Origin of the sequence: Microbacterium sp. CFBP 13617 (assembly GCF_014839445.1) — a bacterium.
Taxonomy (GTDB): domain Bacteria; phylum Actinomycetota; class Actinomycetes; order Actinomycetales; family Microbacteriaceae; genus Microbacterium.
The window spans coordinates 94,047-111,753 of sequence record NZ_JACYNW010000003.1; the positions used below are offsets into that span (position 1 = coordinate 94,047).

Here is a 17,707-nt window from a genome sequence, read left to right on the forward strand (position 1 = left end):
CTGAAGTCTAGTGGCGCGCCGCGGGCGCCTTCGCCGCCTGCGCGGTGGCCAGGCGGTCCTTCACGGTCGACGCGTACACGTCTTCGTACCGCTGTTCGCCGAGGCGCTGCAGCGCCACCATGATCTCGTCGGTGACCGACCGCAGCACGTAGCGATCGCCCTCCATGCCCTCGAAACGCGAGAAGTCGAGCGGCTCGCCGATGACGATGCCGACGCGTCCCACCCGCGGCAGGCGCTGACCGATGGGCATGACGGCGCCGGTGTCGACCATGACGACCGGAACGACGGGGACGCGCGCCTCGAGCGCCATGCGCGCGATGCCCGTGCGGCCCCGGTACAGGGTGCCGTCGGGGCTGCGGGTGCCCTCGGGGTAGATGCCGAGCAGCTCGCCCCGGCCGAGCACGCCCAGACCGGTGTTGAGCGATGCCTCCGACGCCTTGCCGCCGGAGCGGTCGATGGGCAGCTGGCCCGTGGCGGTGAAGAACAGGCGGGTGGCCCAGCCCTTCAGACCGCGCCCGGTGAAGTAGTCGCTCTTGGCGAGGAAGGCCATGCGCCGGTCGATCATCAGGGGCAGGAAGATCGAGTCCGAGAACGACAGGTGGTTGCTGGCGAGGATCGCCGCGCCCTCGACGGGGATGTTTCGCCGGCCCACCATCCACGGGCGGAAGATCGCCTTGATGATCGGTCCGATCACCACGTACTTCATGAGCCAGTAGAACATCGTCAGCGTTCCTTCCCGGCGAGGTCGGCGACCCCGATGAGACCGGCGTCGTTGCCCAAGCGTGCGATCGCGAACTCCGCGACCGGACGTTCACCGTATCCCGGCAGCGACGTCTCGTACGCGAGTTTCACCGGTTCCAGCAGGTCGGCACCGAGCTGCGCGACTCCCCCGCCGATGACGAACACCTCGGGGTCGAGCACCGCCTGGAAGCCTCCGCAGGCCTCGCCGAGGGCCGTGGCCACCCGGCGCAGCGCCTCGACGGCACCCGGGTCGCCCGCCAGCACGAGTCGCGAGACGGCGGGACCGGGGATGGCCCCCTTCTCGTCGCGGACCGCCGCGAGAGCCGCGCCGATCCCGCCCTCGTCGGCGATGGCGTTCGCCTCGCGCTGCAGTGCGCGGCCCGAGGCGTACTGCTCGAGGCATCCGTTCTGCCCGCAGCCGCAGGGGTGTCCCCCGCGCACGAAACGCAGGTGCCCGAGCTCGGCTCCGATGCCGTGTCCGCCGCGGAAGAGCTCGCCGTCGGTGACGACGGCGCCGCCCACTCCCGTGCCCATCGTGAGCATGACCATGTCGCGCACGCCCTGGCCCGCGCCGAAGCGGTACTCGCCCCAGCCGGCGGCGTTGGCGTCGTTCTCGATGGTGACGGGGGCATCGAGGCGCTGCTCGAGTCGCGCGCGCAGCGGCTCGTCGCGCCAGTCGATGTTGGGCGCGTAGATCACGGTGCTGCGGTCGCGGCTGATGAAGCCCGCCGCCGCGACGCCGATGGCGTGCACCTCGTGGGCGCGACGCAGGTGGTCGGCCATGTCGACCACGGCATCCACGAGGGCCGACGGGTCGATGGGGGTGTCGACGCGGAGCTTCTCGATGATCGTCCCGTCGGCGTCGACGACGCCGCCCGCGATCTTCGTGCCCCCGATGTCGATGCCGACGTTCTGCACCGCGTTCCCTTCCGGGCCCACCGCTCGGCCGGCCCGGAGCAGTCTAGCCACCCGGGACACCCGCGCGAGGAACGCACTTCACCCGGGGCAGGGAAAGACGTGCGGATAGACTCGACGAACCGCTCGACGTTCTTCCGGTGCCAAAGGAGTTACCGTGATCCAGTTCGACCTCTCCCCCCTCGTCGCCGCCGACCCGGACGCCAACACGTCCGACCTGCTGGCCGACCGCGTGCGGGCGACCCCCGACCGCGCGTTGTTCGCGGTGCCCGATGCCGACGGATGGCGCGACGTCACCGCCGCCGAGTTCGAACGGCAGGTGATCTCGCTCGCGAAGGGATTCGTCGCCGCGGGCATCCAGCCCGGCGAGAAGGTGGCGTTCATCGCGCGCACGACCTACGACTGGACGCTCGTCGATTTCGCGCTGTTCTACGCCGGCGCCGTGATGGTGCCGGTGTACGAGACGAGCTCCCCCGCGCAGATCTCGTGGATCCTCTCGGATTCGGGCGCCATCGCCGTCGTCCTGGAGTCGGCGGAGCACGCCGAACGCCTCGACGAGGTGCGCAGCGACGTGCCGCTCATCCGCGACGTGTGGCAGATGCACACGGGCGCGCTCGACACGCTCGTGGCCGGGGGCGGCCACATCACCGACGAAGAGATCGAGCGCCGCCGCCACCTGGCCAAGGCGTCGGATGTCGCGACCCTCATCTACACCTCGGGGTCGACGGGGCGCCCGAAGGGCTGCGTGCTGGTGCACAGCAACTTCGTCGAGCTCGCCCGCAACTCCGCCAAGGCGCTGCACGAGGTCGTCGAGACGCCCGGCGCCTCGACGCTGCTGTTCATCACGACGGCGCACGTCTTCGCCCGCTTCATCTCGCTGCTGAACGTGCACGCCGGGGTCAAGACCGGCCACCAGCCCGACACGAAGCAGCTGCTGCCCGCACTCGGCTCGTTCCGGCCCTCGTTCCTGCTGGCCGTGCCGCGCGTGTTCGAGAAGGTCTACAACTCGGCCGAGCAGAAGGCCGAGGCCGGCGGCAAGGGCAAGATCTTCCGCGCGGCCGCCGCGGCGGCCATCGAGCACTCCGAGCGTCTGCAGGACGGCCGGTCCATCCCGCTCGGCCTCAGAATCAAATTCGCGCTCTTCGACAAGCTCGTGTACTCGAAGCTGCGGGATGCCATGGGCGGGCGGATCGTGTACGCGGTGTCGGGGTCGGCTCCGCTCGGCCCCCGGCTCGGTCACTTCTTCCGCAGCCTCGGCGTGATCATCCTCGAGGGCTACGGCCTCACCGAGACCACGGCGCCGGCGACGGTCAACCTCGCCACGAAGTCGAAGATCGGCTCGGTCGGTCCGGTACTGCCCGGCGTGGGCGTGCGTCTCGCCGACGACGGCGAGATCCAGGTGCGGGGCATCAACGTCTTCCGCGAGTACTGGCAGAACCCCGAGGCCACCGCCGAGGCGTTCGAGGGAGAGTGGTTCAAGACGGGTGACATCGGTGCCTTCGACAGCGACGGCTTCCTCTCGATCACCGGTCGCAAGAAAGAGATCATCGTCACCGCCGGCGGCAAGAACGTCGCCCCCGCGGCTCTCGAAGACCCCATCCGCGCGAACCCGATCGTCGGCCAGGTCGTCGTGGTCGGCGACCACAAGCCGTTCATCTCGGCCCTCGTGACCCTGGACTCCGAGATGCTTCCCACGTGGCTCGCCAACAACGGCCTGCCCTCCGACATGACGCTCACGGCCGCCGCGGCGAACGAGAAGGTGCGCGCCGAGGTGCAGGGCGCCATCGACCGGGCCAACGCGCGGGTGTCCCGCGCGGAGTCGATCCGCAAGTTCACCATCCTGCCCACGGAGTGGACCGAGGCCAGCGGGCACCTCACGCCGAAGATGAGCATCAAGCGCAACGTCATCGTGGCCGACTTCGCCGACGACATCGAGGACATCTACGCGGTGCCGGTCAACACCACCAACGTCTCGCTGCCCTGACGGGCGCGACGCGAACGGCCCGGTCCCCCGCGTGGGGGCCGGGCCGTTGTCTGTCGATGGCGCATGACCTCCGCGACGCGCGCGACCTCGGTCCCTCCGCCGCGGATCGGGCTCGCCCCGCGCACATCGCGGACGATGCACCCGACCGGATGCGATGGCGTGCGGGTCAGAACCAGTCGCTCTCGCGCACCTGGCGCATGGCCTCGCGGCGCGTGTCGGCGGGAAGACGCGACAGGTACAGCATGCCGTCGAGGTGGTCGGTCTCGTGCTGCAGCGCCTGGGCGAGCAAGCCCTCCCCCTCGAGCACCACGGGGTCGCCGTCGAGGTCGATGCCCTCGACCCGCGCCCAGGGGAAGCGCTGCGCGTCGTGCCAGAGGCCCGGAACCGAGAGGCAGCCCTCTCCCACCGGCTGCGGTTCGCCGCGGGTCTCGACCAGCACGGGGTTCAGCACGTAGCCGATGTCACCGTCGATGTTGTAGCTGAAGGCGCGCAGGTTCACCCCGATCTGGGGCGCCGCGACCCCGGCCCGGCCGGGGAGCGCGACCGTGTCGAGCAGATCCCGCACGAGCGAGCGGATGCCATCGTCGATCGTCTCGATGGGCGCGCTGACGGCGCGGAGCACGGGGTCGCCGAACAGCCGGATCGCACGGACGGTCATGCCGCGGCCACCGGAGCGCGAAGCCCTTCGACCACGGCCGCCGCCAGCTCACGGGCCGCCTGGCGGGTAGCCGGCTGCAGCTCGCGGAACGTGATCGCGCTGCCCGCGGCGATGCGCGCGTCGTACGGCATACGGATGACGGTGCGCACGCGCGAACGGAAGTGCGCCTCGAGCTCGCTCTCGCGCACGAGCGGTGCACCGGGCCGCGAGTTGTTGAGCACGACGACGGCATCGCGCACCTGCGTCGTGTACCCGTTCGTCTCGAGCCACGTCAGCGTCTCCGACGCCAGGCGGGCCTCGTCGACCGAGAGGCCGGCGACGATGACGAGCGTGTCCGCGAGCTCGAGGGTGGCCCCCATCACCGAGTGGACGATGCCCGTGCCGGTGTCGGTCAGCACGATCGAATAGTAGTGCGCGGCGACGTCGGCGACCTGACGGTAGTCGTCGTCGCTGAAGGCCTCCGACACCCGCGGGTCGGTATCGGATGCCAGCACGTCCAGGCGCGTGGCATCCCGGGCCACGATCGAGGAGACGTCGTTGTATCCCGACATCTCGTCGTGCGCGCGGACGAGGTCGCGCACGGTGCGGCCGTTGGCGCTCCCGACACGATCGGCGAGGGTTCCGCGGTCGGGGTTCGCGTCGACCGCGATGATGCGGTCCTCGCGGGCGTCGGCCAAGGCCATACCCAGCAGCGACGTCACGGTCGTCTTGCCGACGCCGCCCTTGCGCGAGAGCACCGGCACGAATCGCGCACCGCCGACGAGCGGGGCCGAGATGCGGCGGTCGAGCTCTTTGCGCTGGCGCGCACGACGGCCGTCGCCGAGGTTGATGCGGTGACCCGACACCGAGTACACCAGCTGACGCCACAGGCCCTCGGGCTCGGGGCGGGCGATCTGCCGCGGATCGAGCAGCCGGTCGGCGGTGAGCAGGTCGGCGCTCTCACGCGTGTCCCCCACCTGGCCGAGACGCTTGCTCGTGAGCGACACCTCGGGCTCGGGCGTCTTGACGCGTTCGAGCGCGTGGGCGCGCCCGACGCGCGCGGCCTCGTCGGCTTGCTGGGCGCTGCGGCGCGTGAGCGGCACCGTTCCGATCACACCGGTCGCCGCGCGCTCTGCGCGGGTGGTCGGGACCGTCCCCGTGGCGGGGGCGGTGGCCTTCCGCGGCGCGACCTCGGCCTGTGCGACCTCCTCCGCGGGGGACGCGGGCTCGGGGGTAACGGTGGTCGACGCGGTGGTCGGCGCAATGGTCGACGCGGTGGTCGGAGCCTTCGGCGCGATCGGGGTGGCGCCGGTGGCGGACGGGGCACCGGTGGATGCCGCGGCCGCCGCGACGTCATCGGTAGGGGTCGCCATCACGATCGACGTCGAAGACGTTTCGAACTCGCGGACGACCGGGCGCGCGTCGAGCTGCTCGGCGTCGGGCACATCGGCCTCCTCCGCGGACGTGCGGGCGGAAGCCTCTGCGGCGGTGTCACCTGCCTCGACGGGAAGGTCGGTGTCGACGGCCGCATCGGTGTCCGTGTGCGCGTCGGTGTCGGCGTGCGCGTCGTCTTCGCCGGGCGCCTCGGCCTCGGCACGGGGTCCGCCCGCCGCGGGGGCGGGAACCCACGGAGCACGCGTGAGCGACGTTGAGGCGTCGAAGTCGGAAACGACGGCGGCCTCACGCGCGCTCTCGTCGTCGGCGCGCAGTCCGACGGCCTCGGCCGCGGTGTCGAAACCTGCGGGCTCGGCGACGTCGTCATCGATCTCGGTGCGCGCGACGTCGGTCGACTCGGCCTCCCGCGGCGTATCGCCCTCGGGATCGGCGGGCTCGGCCAGCGCCGGATCGGCGGCCAGCTCGGTCTGCTCGACGTCTCCGTCCGCGGCATCCGCGGCGAACAGTTCGGCGTCGTCGACGATCTCGACGTCGTGGAGGTCGTCAAGGGCGGCGGAGCTCTCGTTCACGCCGCTCTCCTCGTCGTCGGCCGACGACGTCACGCCGTCGAACGCGTGAGCTTCCGCGTCGTGCGCGTCCGGGGCGTGAGCGTCGTCGTCGTGGTCCGCAGCGTCGTCCTGCGGGTCGACGGCGGGCGCATCGCCGCCGTGCGCATCGCCGCCGTGCGCATCGCCGCGGTCGCTCTCGGCGCCGTCGCTCTCGACGACGTCGCCCTCCGAGTCCTGGCCGCCCGCGTCGTGGCCGTGCTCCGCCTCGCCGCGGTCCACGTCCGTGCTCTCGGGCTCCGAGGTCTCGTCGACCTCCGACTCGGCGGCATGAGACTCGTGCGCGTGCGACGGCGCGGAATCCTCCCGCGCGTCGATGTCTCCGGCATCCCCCTCGTCGTCCGCCGTCGCGTGAGCGACGGCCACGTCGACCCACGTATCGCCCGCCGACGCATGACCGGCCTGGTCGTCGTCGTGCACGATCTCGGCGTCGTGGATGTCGTGATCGCCGTCTTCGGCGTTGCCTGCAGAGACCTCGTCGTGGTGCGGCTCGAGGATGATGTCGCCGGTCGGCAGCTGCTCGACGTGCGGCTCGTGCACGATCTCGGTGGAACGCTCGAGGGGGGAATCGCGGAACTCGGGCGCCTCGAGGGGGCGCAGGTCGGCGTCGTCGATCACGACCTCGTCCTCGATGACGTCGTCGTCGAGGTCGTCGTCGTCGGACACGGTCGGCAGGTCGACGTTGACCTGGGCGATGTGTCCTCCGAGGATCGTGATGCTGGCGGTGTCGAGGTTCCCGCTCTCGTCGAGGACGCCGTGTTCTGCGTTCTCGTCGGGGTTCGCGTCGGTGCGGTCGGGGGTCACTGCAGTCTCCAAACGGGAAGAGGGCGCGAAAGCGCCCCCTCCCAGGCTACTGCGCGTGGCGGATTACCAGCAAAAGGTCTCCCGCTTCCACCTGCTGTGTGGTAGCGATGGCAACACGTTCGACGACACCGTCGACGGATGCCGCGATCGCGGCCTCCATCTTCATGGCCTCGATCGACGCGACGGCCTGACCCGCGCTGACGTGGTCGCCGACGGCGGCCTTGATGGTGACCACACCCGAGAAGGGGGCTGCCACCTGCCCCGGCGTGGACGTGTCGGCCTTCTCGGCCTGACGCGCCTCGACGTTGACGGAGCGGTCCCGCACGAACACCGGGCGCAACTGCCCGTTCAGCGTGGTCATGACGGTGCGCATGCCCTTGTCGTCGGCGTCGCCCACGGCCTCGAGGCCCACGAACAGCTGAACGCCGCGCTCGATCTCGACGGTGTGCTCCCCGCCCGCGCGGAGCCCGTACAGGTAGTCGGCCGTGTCGAGCACGCTGAGATCGCCGTACGACGCGCGCATCTCCTCGAAGATGCGGGTGGGCCCGGGGAACAGCAGGTGGTTCAGGCGCGCGCGGCGCTCGGCCGGGGTTCCCGCGAGGGCAGCCGTGTCGTCGTCGGAGAGGGGCGTGACGCCGATCTTCACGTCGCGGCCGGCGAGCACCTTCGACCGGAACGGCTCCGGCCACCCACCGGGCAGGTCGCCGAGCTCGCCCGCCATGAACGACACGACCGAGTCGGGGACGTCGTACTTGTCGGGGTTCTGCTCGAAGTCGGCCGGGTCCGCCTTGACCGCGGCGAGGTGCAGGGCGAGATCGCCCACCACCTTCGACGACGGCGTGACCTTGGGAACGCGCCCCAGGATGCGATCGGCGGCGGCGTACATGTCCTCGATGAGCTCGAAGTCGTCGGACAGGCCCAGCGCGATGGCCTGCTGACGCAGGTTCGACAGCTGGCCACCCGGGATCTCATGGCGGTACACGCGGCCGGTGGGGCCCGAGAGACCCGACTCGAACGGACGGTACAGGTGGCGCACGGCCTCCCAGTACGGCTCCAGGTCGCTCACGGCCTCGAGATCCAGCCCGGTGTCGCGCTCGGTGTGCGCGAGGGCGGCGACGAGGGCCGACAACGACGGCTGGCTCGTGGTGCCCGCCATGGGAGCGGCGGCCGCGTCCACGGCATCCGCCCCCGCCGCCGACGCGGCCAGGAGGGTGGCGAGCTGTCCCCCGGCGGTGTCGTGGGTGTGCACGTGCACGGGCAGGTCGAACCTCTCACGCAGCGCCGTGACCAGGCGCGACGCCGCGGCCGGGCGTAGCAGACCCGCCATGTCCTTGATGGCGAGGATGTGCGCGCCCGCGTCGACGATCTGCTCCGCGAGCCCCAGGTAGTAGTCGAGCGTGTACAGGCTCTCGGCCGGGTCGAGCAGGTCGCCGGTGTAGCAGATGGCCACCTCGGCCACCGCGGTTCCGGTCGCCAGCACCGCATCGATCGCCGGGCGCATCTGCGACACGTCGTTGAGGGCGTCGAAGATGCGGAAGATGTCGACACCGGATGCCGCTGCCTCGGCGACGAATGCGTGGGTGACCTCGGTGGGGTACGGGGTGTACCCGACGGTGTTCCGCCCGCGCAGGAGCATCTGGATCGCGACGTTCGGGAGCGCGGCGCGGAGGGCGTCGAGGCGCTCCCACGGGTCTTCGCCGAGGAAGCGCAGGGCGACGTCGTACGTCGCGCCGCCCCAGGCCTCGACCGACAGCAGGCCGGGCGTCATGCGCGCGACGTACGGCGCGACGCGGGCGAGGTCACGGGTGCGCACGCGGGTGGCGAGCAGAGACTGGTGGGCGTCGCGGAACGTCGTCTCGGTGACCGCGAGAGCCGTCTGCTCCCGCAGCGCTCGGGCGAAGCCGACGGGCCCGAGCTCCTGCAGGCGCTGGCGCGAGCCCGCGGGCGCAGGCTCCACAAGGTCGAGGGCGGGGAGCTTGGCGCCCGGGTCGATCGACAGCGGGTTCTCGCCGTTCGGACGGTTCACCGTGGTGTCGACGAGCCACGACAGCACCTTGGTACCGCGGTCCTTCGACTCGCGGCCCGCCAGCAGTTCGGGGCGCTCGTCGATGAACGACGTGCTGAGGTCGCCCGCCACGAAGGCGGGATCGTCGAGCACCGCCCGCAGGAACGAGATGTTCGTCGACACTCCGCGGATGCGGAACTCCGCCAGGGCGCGGCGGGCGCGGGCGACGGCCGCCGGGAAGTCGCGGCCGCGGCAGCTGAGCTTCGACAGCATCGAATCGAAGTGCGGGCTCACCTGCGAGCCCGCGGCGGTCGTGCCGCCGTCGAGACGGATGCCGGCGCCGCCTGGCGAACGGTACGTGGTGATCTTGCCGGTGTCGGGGCGGAAGCCCTGCGTGGGGTCCTCGGTGGTGATTCGGCACTGCAGGGCGGCACCGCGCAGGTGCACCTCGTCCTGCGTGAGGTGCAGGTCGGCGAGGGTCTCGCCGGCGGCGATGCGCATCTGCGACTGCACGAGGTCGACGTCGGTGACCTCCTCGGTCACGGTGTGCTCGACCTGGATGCGGGGGTTCATCTCGATGAAGACGACCTCGCCGGTGCGCGGCCCCGCGGTCTCGAGCAGGAACTCGACGGTTCCGGCGTTCTGGTAGCCGATCGACCGGGCGAACGCGACCCCGTAGCGGTGCAGGTCCTGGCGCACCGTCTCGTCGAGGTTGGGCGCGGGGGCGATCTCGATGACCTTCTGGTGCCGGCGCTGCACCGAGCAGTCGCGCTCGAACAGGTGGATGGTCTCGCCCGTGGCATCCGCGAGGATCTGCACCTCGATATGGCGGGGACGCTGCACCGCCTGTTCGAGGAACATGCGCGCGTCGCCGAAGGCGCTCTGCGCTTCGCGCATCGCCTCGGCCAGCGCCGGAGCGAGTTCGCCGAGTGCCTCGACCCGACGCATGCCGCGCCCGCCGCCGCCGGCCACGGCCTTGGCGAAGAGCGGGAAGCCGATGTCGTCGGCCTGCGCGACCAGGGCGTCGATGTCGTCGGAGGCCGGGGTGGAGCGCAGCACCGGAACGCCGGCGGCGACCGCGTGCTCTTTGGCGGTGACCTTGTTGCCCGCCATCGACAGCACCTCGGCGGGCGGGCCGATGAAGGTGATGCCGTGGGCGGCGGCCTTCTCGGCGAGCTCCGGGTTCTCGGAGAGGAACCCGTAGCCCGGGTAGATGGCATCCGCCCCGCATTCGCGTGCGACGCGGATGATCTCGTCGACGTCGAGGTAGGCGCGCACCGGGTGGCCGCGCTCGCCGATCTGGTATGCCTCGTCGGCCTTCAGGCGGTGCAGCGACGCACGGTCCTCGTAGGGGTAGACCGCGACCGTGCGCGCGCCGACCTCGTAGGCGGCTCGGAACGCGCGGATGGCGATCTCTCCCCGATTGGCGACCAGAATCTTCGAGAACATGCGCACCTCACGTCAAGCTGGCGGAGCTGAATGTGCTCACAGCCTAGGGGACGGTAACGTGGACTCTCGTGCACGTACTCTCCGTCAGCTCTTTGAAAGGCGGGGTCGGCAAGACGACCGTGACGCTCGGGCTGGCATCCGCTGCCTTCGCACGTGGCGTTCGCACTCTCGTCGTCGACCTCGACCCCCAGTCCGATGTGTCGACCGGTATGGACATCCAGGTCGCCGGCCGTCTCAACATCGCCGATGTCCTCGCGAACCCGAAAGAGAAGGTCGTCCGTCAGGCGATCACCTCGAGCGGCTGGGCGAAGGTCCACCCCGGCACGATCGATGTGCTCATCGGCAGCCCCTCGGCCATCAACTTCGACGGTCCGCACCCGAGCGTCCGCGATGTGTGGAAGCTCGAGGAGGCGCTCGCGACGATCGAGGCCGACTACGACCTCGTGCTCATCGACTGCGCCCCGTCGCTGAACGCCCTCACGCGCACCGCGTGGGCGGCGAGCGACCGCGTCGTCGTGGTGACCGAGCCGGGCCTGTTCTCGGTGGCCGCCGCCGACCGAGCTCTCCGCGCGATCGAGGAGATCCGCCGCGGTCTCTCGCCGCGGCTGCAGCCCCTCGGCGTCGTGGTGAACCGCGTGCGCCCGCAGTCGATCGAGCACCAGTTCCGCATCAAGGAGCTCCGCGACATGTTCGGCCCCCTCGTGCTCAACCCGCAGCTGCCCGAGCGCACCTCGCTGCAGCAGGCGCAGGGTGCGGCCAAGCCGCTGCACGTCTGGCCCGGCGACAGCGCGCAGGAACTCGCCGCCGACTTCGATGCCCTGCTCGACCGGATCGTGCGCACCGGCCGCATCCCCGTCGAGAACGAGGCCCCGCAGGCCTGACCGACGCCGCTTTTTCGACGAGACGCCGTCCCGCTGCCCCGCAGCCGGGCGGCGTCTCTCGTCTCGCTCCCCGTGGTCACCCCCGCGTGAGTCGCCGAGCATTGTCGCCTCGGGTCGGGGCGAAGCGACAAAACGTGGCCCCTCGCGCGCGGGACAAAGCGAAACCCGGATGCCGTGGCATCCGGGGGGCGGAGAGGTGCGGGGTGCGGTCAGGCGGTGCGGGCGGCACGACGGGCCGCCAGCTCGTCGACGGAGTCGGACGTGGCCGACTCGAAGTCGACCAGCGTCGACTCGACCTCGCGCAGCACCTTGCCGACCGCGATGCCGAAGACGCCCTGACCGCGGCTCACGAGGTCGATGACCTCGTCGTTCGAGGTGCACAGGTAGACCGAGGCCCCGTCGCTCATCAGCGTGGTGCCGGCGAGGTCGCGGATCCCCGCCGCGCGGAGCTGATCGACGGCGGTGCGGATCTGCTGCAGCGAGATGCCGGTGTCGAGCAGGCGCTTGACGAGCTTGAGCACGAGGATGTCGCGGAAGCCGTACAGACGCTGCGAACCCGAGCCGCTCGCCCCGCGGACGGTCGGAACGACGAGTTCGGTGCGGGCCCAGTAGTCGAGCTGACGGTACGTGATGCCGGCGGCACGGGCGGCGACGGCGCCGCGATAACCGGTGTCGTCGTCCATCTCGGGCAGACCGTCGGTGAAGAGGAGATCGGAAGCGAACCGGGGTTCACCGAGTGCGTCGCCAGCGTTCATGCTCGCGTTCCTCCTCATCGGTTCGTTCCTTCCACGCTAGATCAGCGAGGGTCCCCCGGCAATGACATCCGCGTCGGGGGCTGCGGCGTGTCGCAATCAGGACAGGATCCGCTCGAGCGCTTCGCGCACGAACATCCCCCGCACCTCGTCGAGACGGGTGGCGAGCTCGGGCGCGAGCTCGCTCGCACGGGCTCGGGATGCCGCGTCGGGACGACGTAGCAGGGCCGACATCGCCGACTCGACGAGAGCCACCTCGCGCTCCGCGCTCTGGCGCAGCGCCCGCACGTGGCGGGGCTCGATCCCGTGACGGTCGAGGGCGACCAGGGCGCGCAGCAGCGCGACGGTCTGCTCCGGGTAGGTCTCGGCCGCCGTGATCACGCCGGTGCTCACGGCATCGTTCAGCAGCTGGGGGCCGGCACCCGCGGTGCTCAGCAGCTCGTCGCGCCGGTAGCGGCGCGGGGCGGCGGTCATCGACGGGATCGACGTCGGCGGGGCGGGGTTACGGCCCGCGTCGAGCTCGGCCAGGTAGTCGCGGATGACGACGAGCGGCAGGTAGTGGTCGCGCTGGAGCGTGAGCGCCATGCGCAGACGCTCGAGGTCGGCCGGTGAGAACTTTCGGTAGCCCGACTCCGTGCGCGTGGGCGAGACGATTCCCTGCACCTCGAGGAAGCGCAGCTTGCTGGAGGTGAGGGCCGGGAAATCGGGGGTCAGACGCGCGAGCACCTGACCGATGCTGAGCAGCCCCGCAGCCGTCTGACGACCACGGGAGGGGGCTGCCGCCATCAGTGCTCTGCCGCGGGCAGGTCGACCGGCGAACCGAAGAAGTTCAGCCGGAACTTGCCGATGCGCACCTCGGCGCCGTTGACGAGGGCGGAGCGGTCGACGCGTTCGCCGTTGACGTAGCTCCCGTTGAGCGAGCGCTGGTCGACGATCTCGAACGCCGTGCCCGTGCGGATGATCTCGGCGTGGCGACGCGAGACGGTCACGTCGTCGAAGAAGAGGTCGGCCTCGGGGTGGCGTCCGACCGTGGTGACGTCGGTGTCGAGCAAATACCGGGCGCCGGTGGTCGGGCCGGAGCGCACGATCAGAAGGGCGGCTCCTCCGGGAAGCGCGTCGATGGCTTCGAGCTCGGCCTCGGTGAGGTCGGCGCCGAAGGGGACGAACGACAGGTCGGCGTCGTGGCCGAAGGTCTCGGTCGTGTCGTGCGAACGCTCGGACGCGACGGCGTCAGCCGCGCGCCGAATGTCGTCGCGATCGAATCGGCGGGTCTCGTCCACGGCTTCTCCTTCTCGTTCACCATAACCCGACCGGTTCGCCTGGGGAGGGGGAACCGGCCTCGCGCGGGCCGTGATGATGCGTGATGTGTCTTCGTTCGTCGACGCCGGGCAACGCGTTTCGGGTCGCGGAAGGCCAGGCGGGGACACTCGAACCTACCGACCCGGAGACGGCCCTGTCGAGTCCGCGCCCGCGCGGCGTCATCGTTGTCATGCCGCGCCCCGCCCGCGACGGGTCTGAGGGACGGACACCGCCCCGCTCCGGGTCACCCGCGCGCACTCCTTCTCTCACCCGACGCGGACGCGTCACGGACGCTCCCAGGCCCGTGTCGGGAGGCCTCGTTAGGGTCGGAGAGTGACTTCCCCCGTGGCGCCGCGTCGGCGCACCCTCCCCGCCCTTCTCGCGACCGCCCTGCTGGCCGCCGCCGCTCTGCTCGTGCCGGCGCTTCCCGCCGCAGCGCACGACGACCTGGTCTCGACCGACCCGTCGGCCGATGCCGTGCTCGAGGCGTTGCCCGCCGAGATCACCTTCACCTACAGCGCCGATGTGCTGACCGACCCCGGCGCCACCGTCGTGCAGGTCACCGACGCGTCGGGTGCGTCGCTGACCTCCGGCGCGCCGGTCGTCGACGGCAGCACCGTCGTGCAGCCGCTGGCCGGACCCGCATCGGGCGCCGTCTCGGTGCTCTGGCGCGTGGTGTCGAGCGACGGTCACCCCATCGACGGGTCGTTCTCGTTCACCGTGCCCGCGGCCGCCCCCACCCCGACCGCGACGGCCACGCCCACCTCCTCACCCGCGCCCTCGGCGAGCCAGACCACGGCCGAGAGCGCCGCTCCCACGTCGACTCCGGATGCCACCGCCGTCCCGGCGGACACCGCGTCAGAGGCCTCTCCCCTGCCGTGGATCCTGCTGGTGGTCGCGCTCGTGCTGGTCGCCGCGGTGATCATCGTCGTCGTCGTGTCGCGCGGCCGTCGTCGTGCGTCCGGTGGCGGGTCGACCGGCACACCCGCGCGATAGGATTTGCGCATGCCTCATTACGATCTGGTCATTCTCGGTGCGGGTCCCGGCGGGTATGTGGCCGCCGTCCGCGGCGCACAGCTCGGACTCTCGGTCGCGATCGTCGAAGAGAAGTACTGGGGCGGTGTGTGCCTCAACGTCGGGTGCATCCCCTCCAAGGCCCTTCTGCGCAACGCCGACCTCGCTCACACCTTCCACGCGAAGGCCGACATGTTCGGCATCTCGGGTGACGTGCACTTCGACTTCGGCAAGGCGTTCGACCGTTCGCGGTCGGTGGCCGCCGGCCACGTCAAGGGTATCCACTACCTGATGAAGAAGAACAAGGTCACCGAGTACGAGGGTCGCGGGTACTTCGCCGACGACCACACGCTCGACGTGACCAAGACCGACGGCTCGAAGGAGCAGGTCACCTTCGACAACGTCATCATCGCCACGGGCTCCACCGTGCGTCTGCTCCCGGGCGTCACGCTGAGCGAGAACGTCGTGACCTATGAGGAGCAGATCCTCACCCGCGAGCTCCCCGAGTCGATCGTCATCGTCGGCGCCGGTGCCATCGGCATGGAGTTCGCCTACGTCATGACGAACTACGGCGTGAAGGTCACCATCATCGAGTTCCTCGATCGCGCCCTGCCCAACGAAGACGCCGAGGTCTCGAAAGAGATCCAGAAGCAGTACAAGGGCTACGGCGTCGACATCCTCACCTCGACCAAGGTCGACTCGGTCACCGACCACGGCGACAAGGTCACCGTCGCCTACACGGCGAAGGACGGCTCGCAGGGGTCGATCGACGCCGGCCGCGTGCTCATGTCGATCGGCTTCGCGCCGAAGGTCGACGGCTTCGGTCTCGAGAACACGGGCGTGAAGCTCACCGAGCGCGGTGCCATCGAGATCGACGACCACATGCGCACCAACGTGCCGCACATCTACTCCATCGGCGACGTCACCGCGAAGCTGCAGCTCGCGCACGTGGCCGAGGCCCAGGGCGTCGTCGCGGCCGAGACCATCGGCAATGCCGAGACGCAGACCCTCGGCGACTACCGCAACATGCCGCGCGCGACGTTCTGCAACCCGCAGGTCGCCTCGTTCGGCCTGACCGAGCAGCAGGCACGCGACGCGGGCCACGACATCAAGGTGTCGAAGTTCCCGTTCTCGGCCAACGGCAAGGCGAACGGCCTCGGCGAGCCCGTCGGTTTCGTCAAGCTCGTCGCCGACGCCGAGACCCTCGAGCTCATCGGCGGCCACCTCATCGGCCCCGACGTCTCGGAGCTTCTGCCCGAGCTCACGCTGGCGCAGAAGTGGGACCTCACCGCTCTCGAAGCAGCCCGCAACGTGCACACCCACCCGACGCTGTCGGAGGGCCTGCAGGAGGCCTTCCACGGCCTCGCGGGGCACATGATCAACCTCTGACCCGTCAGAGAACGAAGGCCCGCCCGGTGTTCCGGGCGGGCCTTCGTCGTTGGTGTGAGGCCTGTGGAGTCGAGGCGCGTCAGAGGCCGAGCGCCCGAGCGAGCTTCGATCCGGATGCCGCGGGGCGACCGCCCGCGGCGAACACCGCCGCGTCGACGGCGGCGAAGAAGGACGCGCGCCCCTGCTCGTCGGCGGGACCGGCGGGGCCCAGCTCGACCTCCCACTCGCGCCACGCCGATTCCACGCCGCGGCGCTCATCGTGCGCGCGCACGTGATCGTCGACGAACTCGGCGACCTGCTCACCGTCGGCGTCGAGCAGGGCGTACGCGGTGCGGTCGTTCCGCAGCCGCGCGAGCGGGATGAACGGTGGCGCCGCGTGAGCGGCGACGGCATCCTGAACCGCCGGAGGCACCACCGGGTCTGCATCGGGGGCGGTGGACGTGTCGTCGTCCAACGGCCAGTGGGTCTCGGTGCGACCCGCGCCGTCGAGCGGGCCCTTCACGTGCCACCCCGCGTCGGGGCCGCCGGTGCGTCGACGCACGGCGATGCCGGCGCGGGCGAGGTCGGCCGCGGGCGTGTCCACGTAGCGCGCATCGAGGTCACGCGGTTCGGCCGCGCCGACCGACACCACACCCGGCAGCGCCGACCAATCGGGCAGGGGCGTGGTGTCGTCGACGTCGTACTTCGACTCGATCTCGACGCTGGAGGCGCCGTGCGAGTCTGCGCTCAATCGTCGCGTCCGTCGGCGTTCGGGTTGATGTCCTCGGTCTCCTCCGAGAAGACGAAGACCGCCTGCGTGGGGCCGTCGGCGTCTCCGGTGTTCTCGAGACCGCCGTCGCGACGGTAGACGAGCTGTCCCTCGCTGTAGGGCATGATCAGCGTGTCGTCGGTCTCGTTCTCGAGGGGGAGCACCTGCCCGTCGAGCGGGCCTCCGGTCAGTCGTGCAATAGCCATGCCGCCAGCGTAGACCGCGGGGCCGACCGCGCCCCGCGCCTTGACAGGGCGGGCTTAGAATCGCTCGGGTGACATGGACGGACCTGCCCGGTGATCGCCCGTTCGTCCTTCTCGCCACGCGCGCGCAGGACGGCCCGGCAGACGAGGAGTGCGCGCTCTTCCTCCGTTTCACGGGTCTGCCTCCCGAGCGCCTGCGACGTGTGCGCCTGGAACGCGAGTCGATGCCCGATCTCGACCTCGACGAGATCTCCGGCATCCTGGTCGGGGGAAGTCCGTTCAACGCCTCGGACCCGATCGAGCGCAAGTCCGCGGTGCAGCAGCGGGTCGAGGCCGAGATCGCCGCGCTCGTCGAGGCGGTCGTCGCGCGCGACACCCCCTTCCTCGGCGCGTGTTACGGCGTGGGCACCCTGGGGACGCACCTGGGGGCACCCATCGACGGCACGTACGCCGAGCCGATCAGCGTCGTCGACGTGACCCTCACCGCCGAGGGACGCGACGACCCGCTCGCCGCGGGGCTTCCCGAAACCTTCCCCGCCTTCGTCGGCCACAAAGAAGCGATCAGCGAGCTCCCCTCGGGCGCCGTACTGCTGGCCTCGTCTCCCACGTGCCCGGTGCAGATGTTCCGGCTGGGGCAGAACGTCTACGCGACGCAGTTCCACCCCGAGCTCGACCTCGACGGGATCGTCACGCGGATCCACGCCTATGCGGCCTTCGGTTACTTCGCCGCCGACGAGCTCGACCTCACGCTCGCCGCGGTGCGACGAGCGCCCGTCGAGGCACCCTCGCTCCTGCTGCGGACGTTCGTCGAGCGCTACGCGCGCTGACGCCGCACGCGCCTTTCGGGGCCGTGCGCGTCCGCGAGCGCTCCCCCGCGGCGCCTCTG

Annotated in this window: 15 protein-coding genes; 5 read left to right on the forward strand and 10 right to left on the reverse strand. The window is 70.8% G+C overall.

Features of this window, described 5'->3' with window-relative positions:
- Nucleotides 1–7 precede the first annotated feature (7 nt).
- Both IFU40_RS08965 and IFU40_RS08970 read right to left on the reverse strand, forming a co-directional pair.
- Nucleotides 8–721 carry a lysophospholipid acyltransferase family protein gene (locus IFU40_RS08965; protein ID WP_070408134.1) on the reverse strand — a complete coding sequence of 238 codons (714 nt, stop codon included), beginning with the start codon at nt 719–721 and terminating at the stop codon, nt 8–10.
- A gap of 2 nt (nt 722–723) precedes the next feature.
- On the reverse strand, nt 724–1,659 hold the full coding sequence (locus tag IFU40_RS08970; RefSeq protein ID WP_055835486.1) for an ROK family glucokinase: 936 nt from the start codon (nt 1,657–1,659) through the stop codon (nt 724–726).
- 154 nt (nt 1,660–1,813) lie between these two features.
- Here IFU40_RS08970 and IFU40_RS08975 point away from each other — a divergent pair, with 154 nt between their 5' ends.
- Nucleotides 1,814–3,640, forward strand: a complete 1,827-nt coding sequence (locus IFU40_RS08975; protein ID WP_191926110.1) for an AMP-binding protein — start codon at nt 1,814–1,816, stop codon at nt 3,638–3,640.
- A 166-nt stretch (nt 3,641–3,806) separates the two neighbouring features.
- Here IFU40_RS08975 and IFU40_RS08980 read toward each other — a convergent pair whose 3' ends face one another.
- Genes IFU40_RS08980 through IFU40_RS08990 form a run of 3 tightly spaced genes read right to left on the reverse strand, consistent with a single transcriptional unit; the run spans nt 3,807 to nt 10,535 of the window.
- Nucleotides 3,807–4,298, reverse strand: a complete 492-nt coding sequence (locus IFU40_RS08980) for a peptide deformylase (RefSeq protein WP_070408136.1) — start codon at nt 4,296–4,298, stop codon at nt 3,807–3,809.
- Complete coding sequence (locus IFU40_RS17185; RefSeq protein ID WP_342343507.1) at nt 4,295–7,081, reverse strand: nucleotide-binding protein; 2,787 nt, start codon at nt 7,079–7,081, stop codon at nt 4,295–4,297. The genes IFU40_RS08980 and IFU40_RS17185 overlap by 4 nt, the downstream gene beginning before the upstream one ends.
- 46 nt (nt 7,082–7,127) lie before the next feature.
- A complete protein-coding gene (locus tag IFU40_RS08990) occupies nt 7,128–10,535 on the reverse strand; it encodes a pyruvate carboxylase (protein ID WP_191926111.1) in 3,408 nt (1,135 codons plus the stop codon).
- Nucleotides 10,536–10,603: 68 nt separating this feature from the next.
- On the opposite strand from IFU40_RS08990, the gene IFU40_RS08995 reads away from it, so the two are divergent.
- Complete coding sequence (locus tag IFU40_RS08995) at nt 10,604–11,416, forward strand: ParA family protein (RefSeq protein WP_055835478.1); 813 nt, start codon at nt 10,604–10,606, stop codon at nt 11,414–11,416.
- Between the two features lie 209 nt (nt 11,417–11,625).
- On the opposite strand, the gene IFU40_RS09000 is transcribed toward IFU40_RS08995, so the two are convergent.
- The 3 genes from IFU40_RS09000 to IFU40_RS09010 form a co-directional block, all read right to left on the reverse strand.
- Nucleotides 11,626–12,171 carry a MerR family transcriptional regulator gene (locus IFU40_RS09000; RefSeq protein ID WP_055835475.1) on the reverse strand — a complete coding sequence of 182 codons (546 nt, stop codon included), beginning with the start codon at nt 12,169–12,171 and terminating at the stop codon, nt 11,626–11,628.
- A gap of 96 nt (nt 12,172–12,267) precedes the next feature.
- Complete coding sequence (ftsR, locus tag IFU40_RS09005; RefSeq protein WP_055835472.1) at nt 12,268–12,954, reverse strand: transcriptional regulator FtsR; 687 nt, start codon at nt 12,952–12,954, stop codon at nt 12,268–12,270.
- The gene (locus tag IFU40_RS09010; protein ID WP_055835469.1) at nt 12,954–13,448 is read right to left on the reverse strand and encodes an FHA domain-containing protein; all 495 of its coding nucleotides are present in this window, start codon (nt 13,446–13,448) and stop codon (nt 12,954–12,956) included. The genes ftsR and IFU40_RS09010 overlap by 1 nt, the downstream gene beginning before the upstream one ends.
- A gap of 352 nt (nt 13,449–13,800) precedes the next feature.
- Between IFU40_RS09010 and IFU40_RS09015 the strand changes: the two genes are divergently transcribed.
- Nucleotides 13,801–14,463 (forward strand): copper resistance CopC family protein, encoded by a 663-nt coding sequence (locus tag IFU40_RS09015; RefSeq protein WP_156784791.1) that lies wholly within the window; start codon nt 13,801–13,803, stop codon nt 14,461–14,463.
- 9 nt (nt 14,464–14,472) lie between these two features.
- Nucleotides 14,473–15,870 (forward strand): dihydrolipoyl dehydrogenase, encoded by a 1,398-nt coding sequence (lpdA, locus tag IFU40_RS09020; protein ID WP_055835463.1) that lies wholly within the window; start codon nt 14,473–14,475, stop codon nt 15,868–15,870.
- A 79-nt stretch (nt 15,871–15,949) separates the two neighbouring features.
- On the opposite strand, the gene IFU40_RS09025 is transcribed toward lpdA, so the two are convergent.
- Together IFU40_RS09025 and IFU40_RS09030 are read right to left on the reverse strand one after the other, a co-directional pair.
- Entirely contained in the window at nt 15,950–16,600 is a 651-nt protein-coding gene (locus IFU40_RS09025) for a CYTH domain-containing protein (RefSeq protein ID WP_191926112.1), read from the reverse strand.
- Nucleotides 16,597–16,824, reverse strand: coding sequence for a hypothetical protein (locus IFU40_RS09030; RefSeq protein ID WP_055835457.1), 228 nt, complete (start codon nt 16,822–16,824; stop codon nt 16,597–16,599). Before IFU40_RS09030 ends, IFU40_RS09025 begins: the two co-directional genes overlap by 4 nt.
- A 68-nt stretch (nt 16,825–16,892) precedes the next feature.
- Between IFU40_RS09030 and IFU40_RS09035 the strand changes: the two genes are divergently transcribed.
- Complete coding sequence (locus IFU40_RS09035; protein ID WP_191926113.1) at nt 16,893–17,648, forward strand: glutamine amidotransferase; 756 nt, start codon at nt 16,893–16,895, stop codon at nt 17,646–17,648.
- Nucleotides 17,649–17,707 lie beyond the last annotated feature (59 nt).

Coding starts and splice junctions, on each gene's coding strand:
- IFU40_RS08965 (WP_070408134.1), bottom strand. CDS start 721: ATGTTCTACTGGCTCATGAAGTACGTGGTGATCGGACCGATCATCAAG.
- IFU40_RS08980 (WP_070408136.1), bottom strand. CDS start 4,298: ATGACCGTCCGTGCGATCCGGCTGTTCGGCGACCCCGTGCTCCGCGCC.
- IFU40_RS08990 (WP_191926111.1), bottom strand. CDS start 10,535: ATGTTCTCGAAGATTCTGGTCGCCAATCGGGGAGAGATCGCCATCCGC.
- IFU40_RS09000 (WP_055835475.1), bottom strand. CDS start 12,171: ATGAACGCTGGCGACGCACTCGGTGAACCCCGGTTCGCTTCCGATCTC.
- ftsR (WP_055835472.1), bottom strand. CDS start 12,954: ATGGCGGCAGCCCCCTCCCGTGGTCGTCAGACGGCTGCGGGGCTGCTC.
- lpdA (WP_055835463.1), top strand. CDS start 14,473: ATGCCTCATTACGATCTGGTCATTCTCGGTGCGGGTCCCGGCGGGTAT.
- IFU40_RS09030 (WP_055835457.1), bottom strand. CDS start 16,824: ATGGCTATTGCACGACTGACCGGAGGCCCGCTCGACGGGCAGGTGCTC.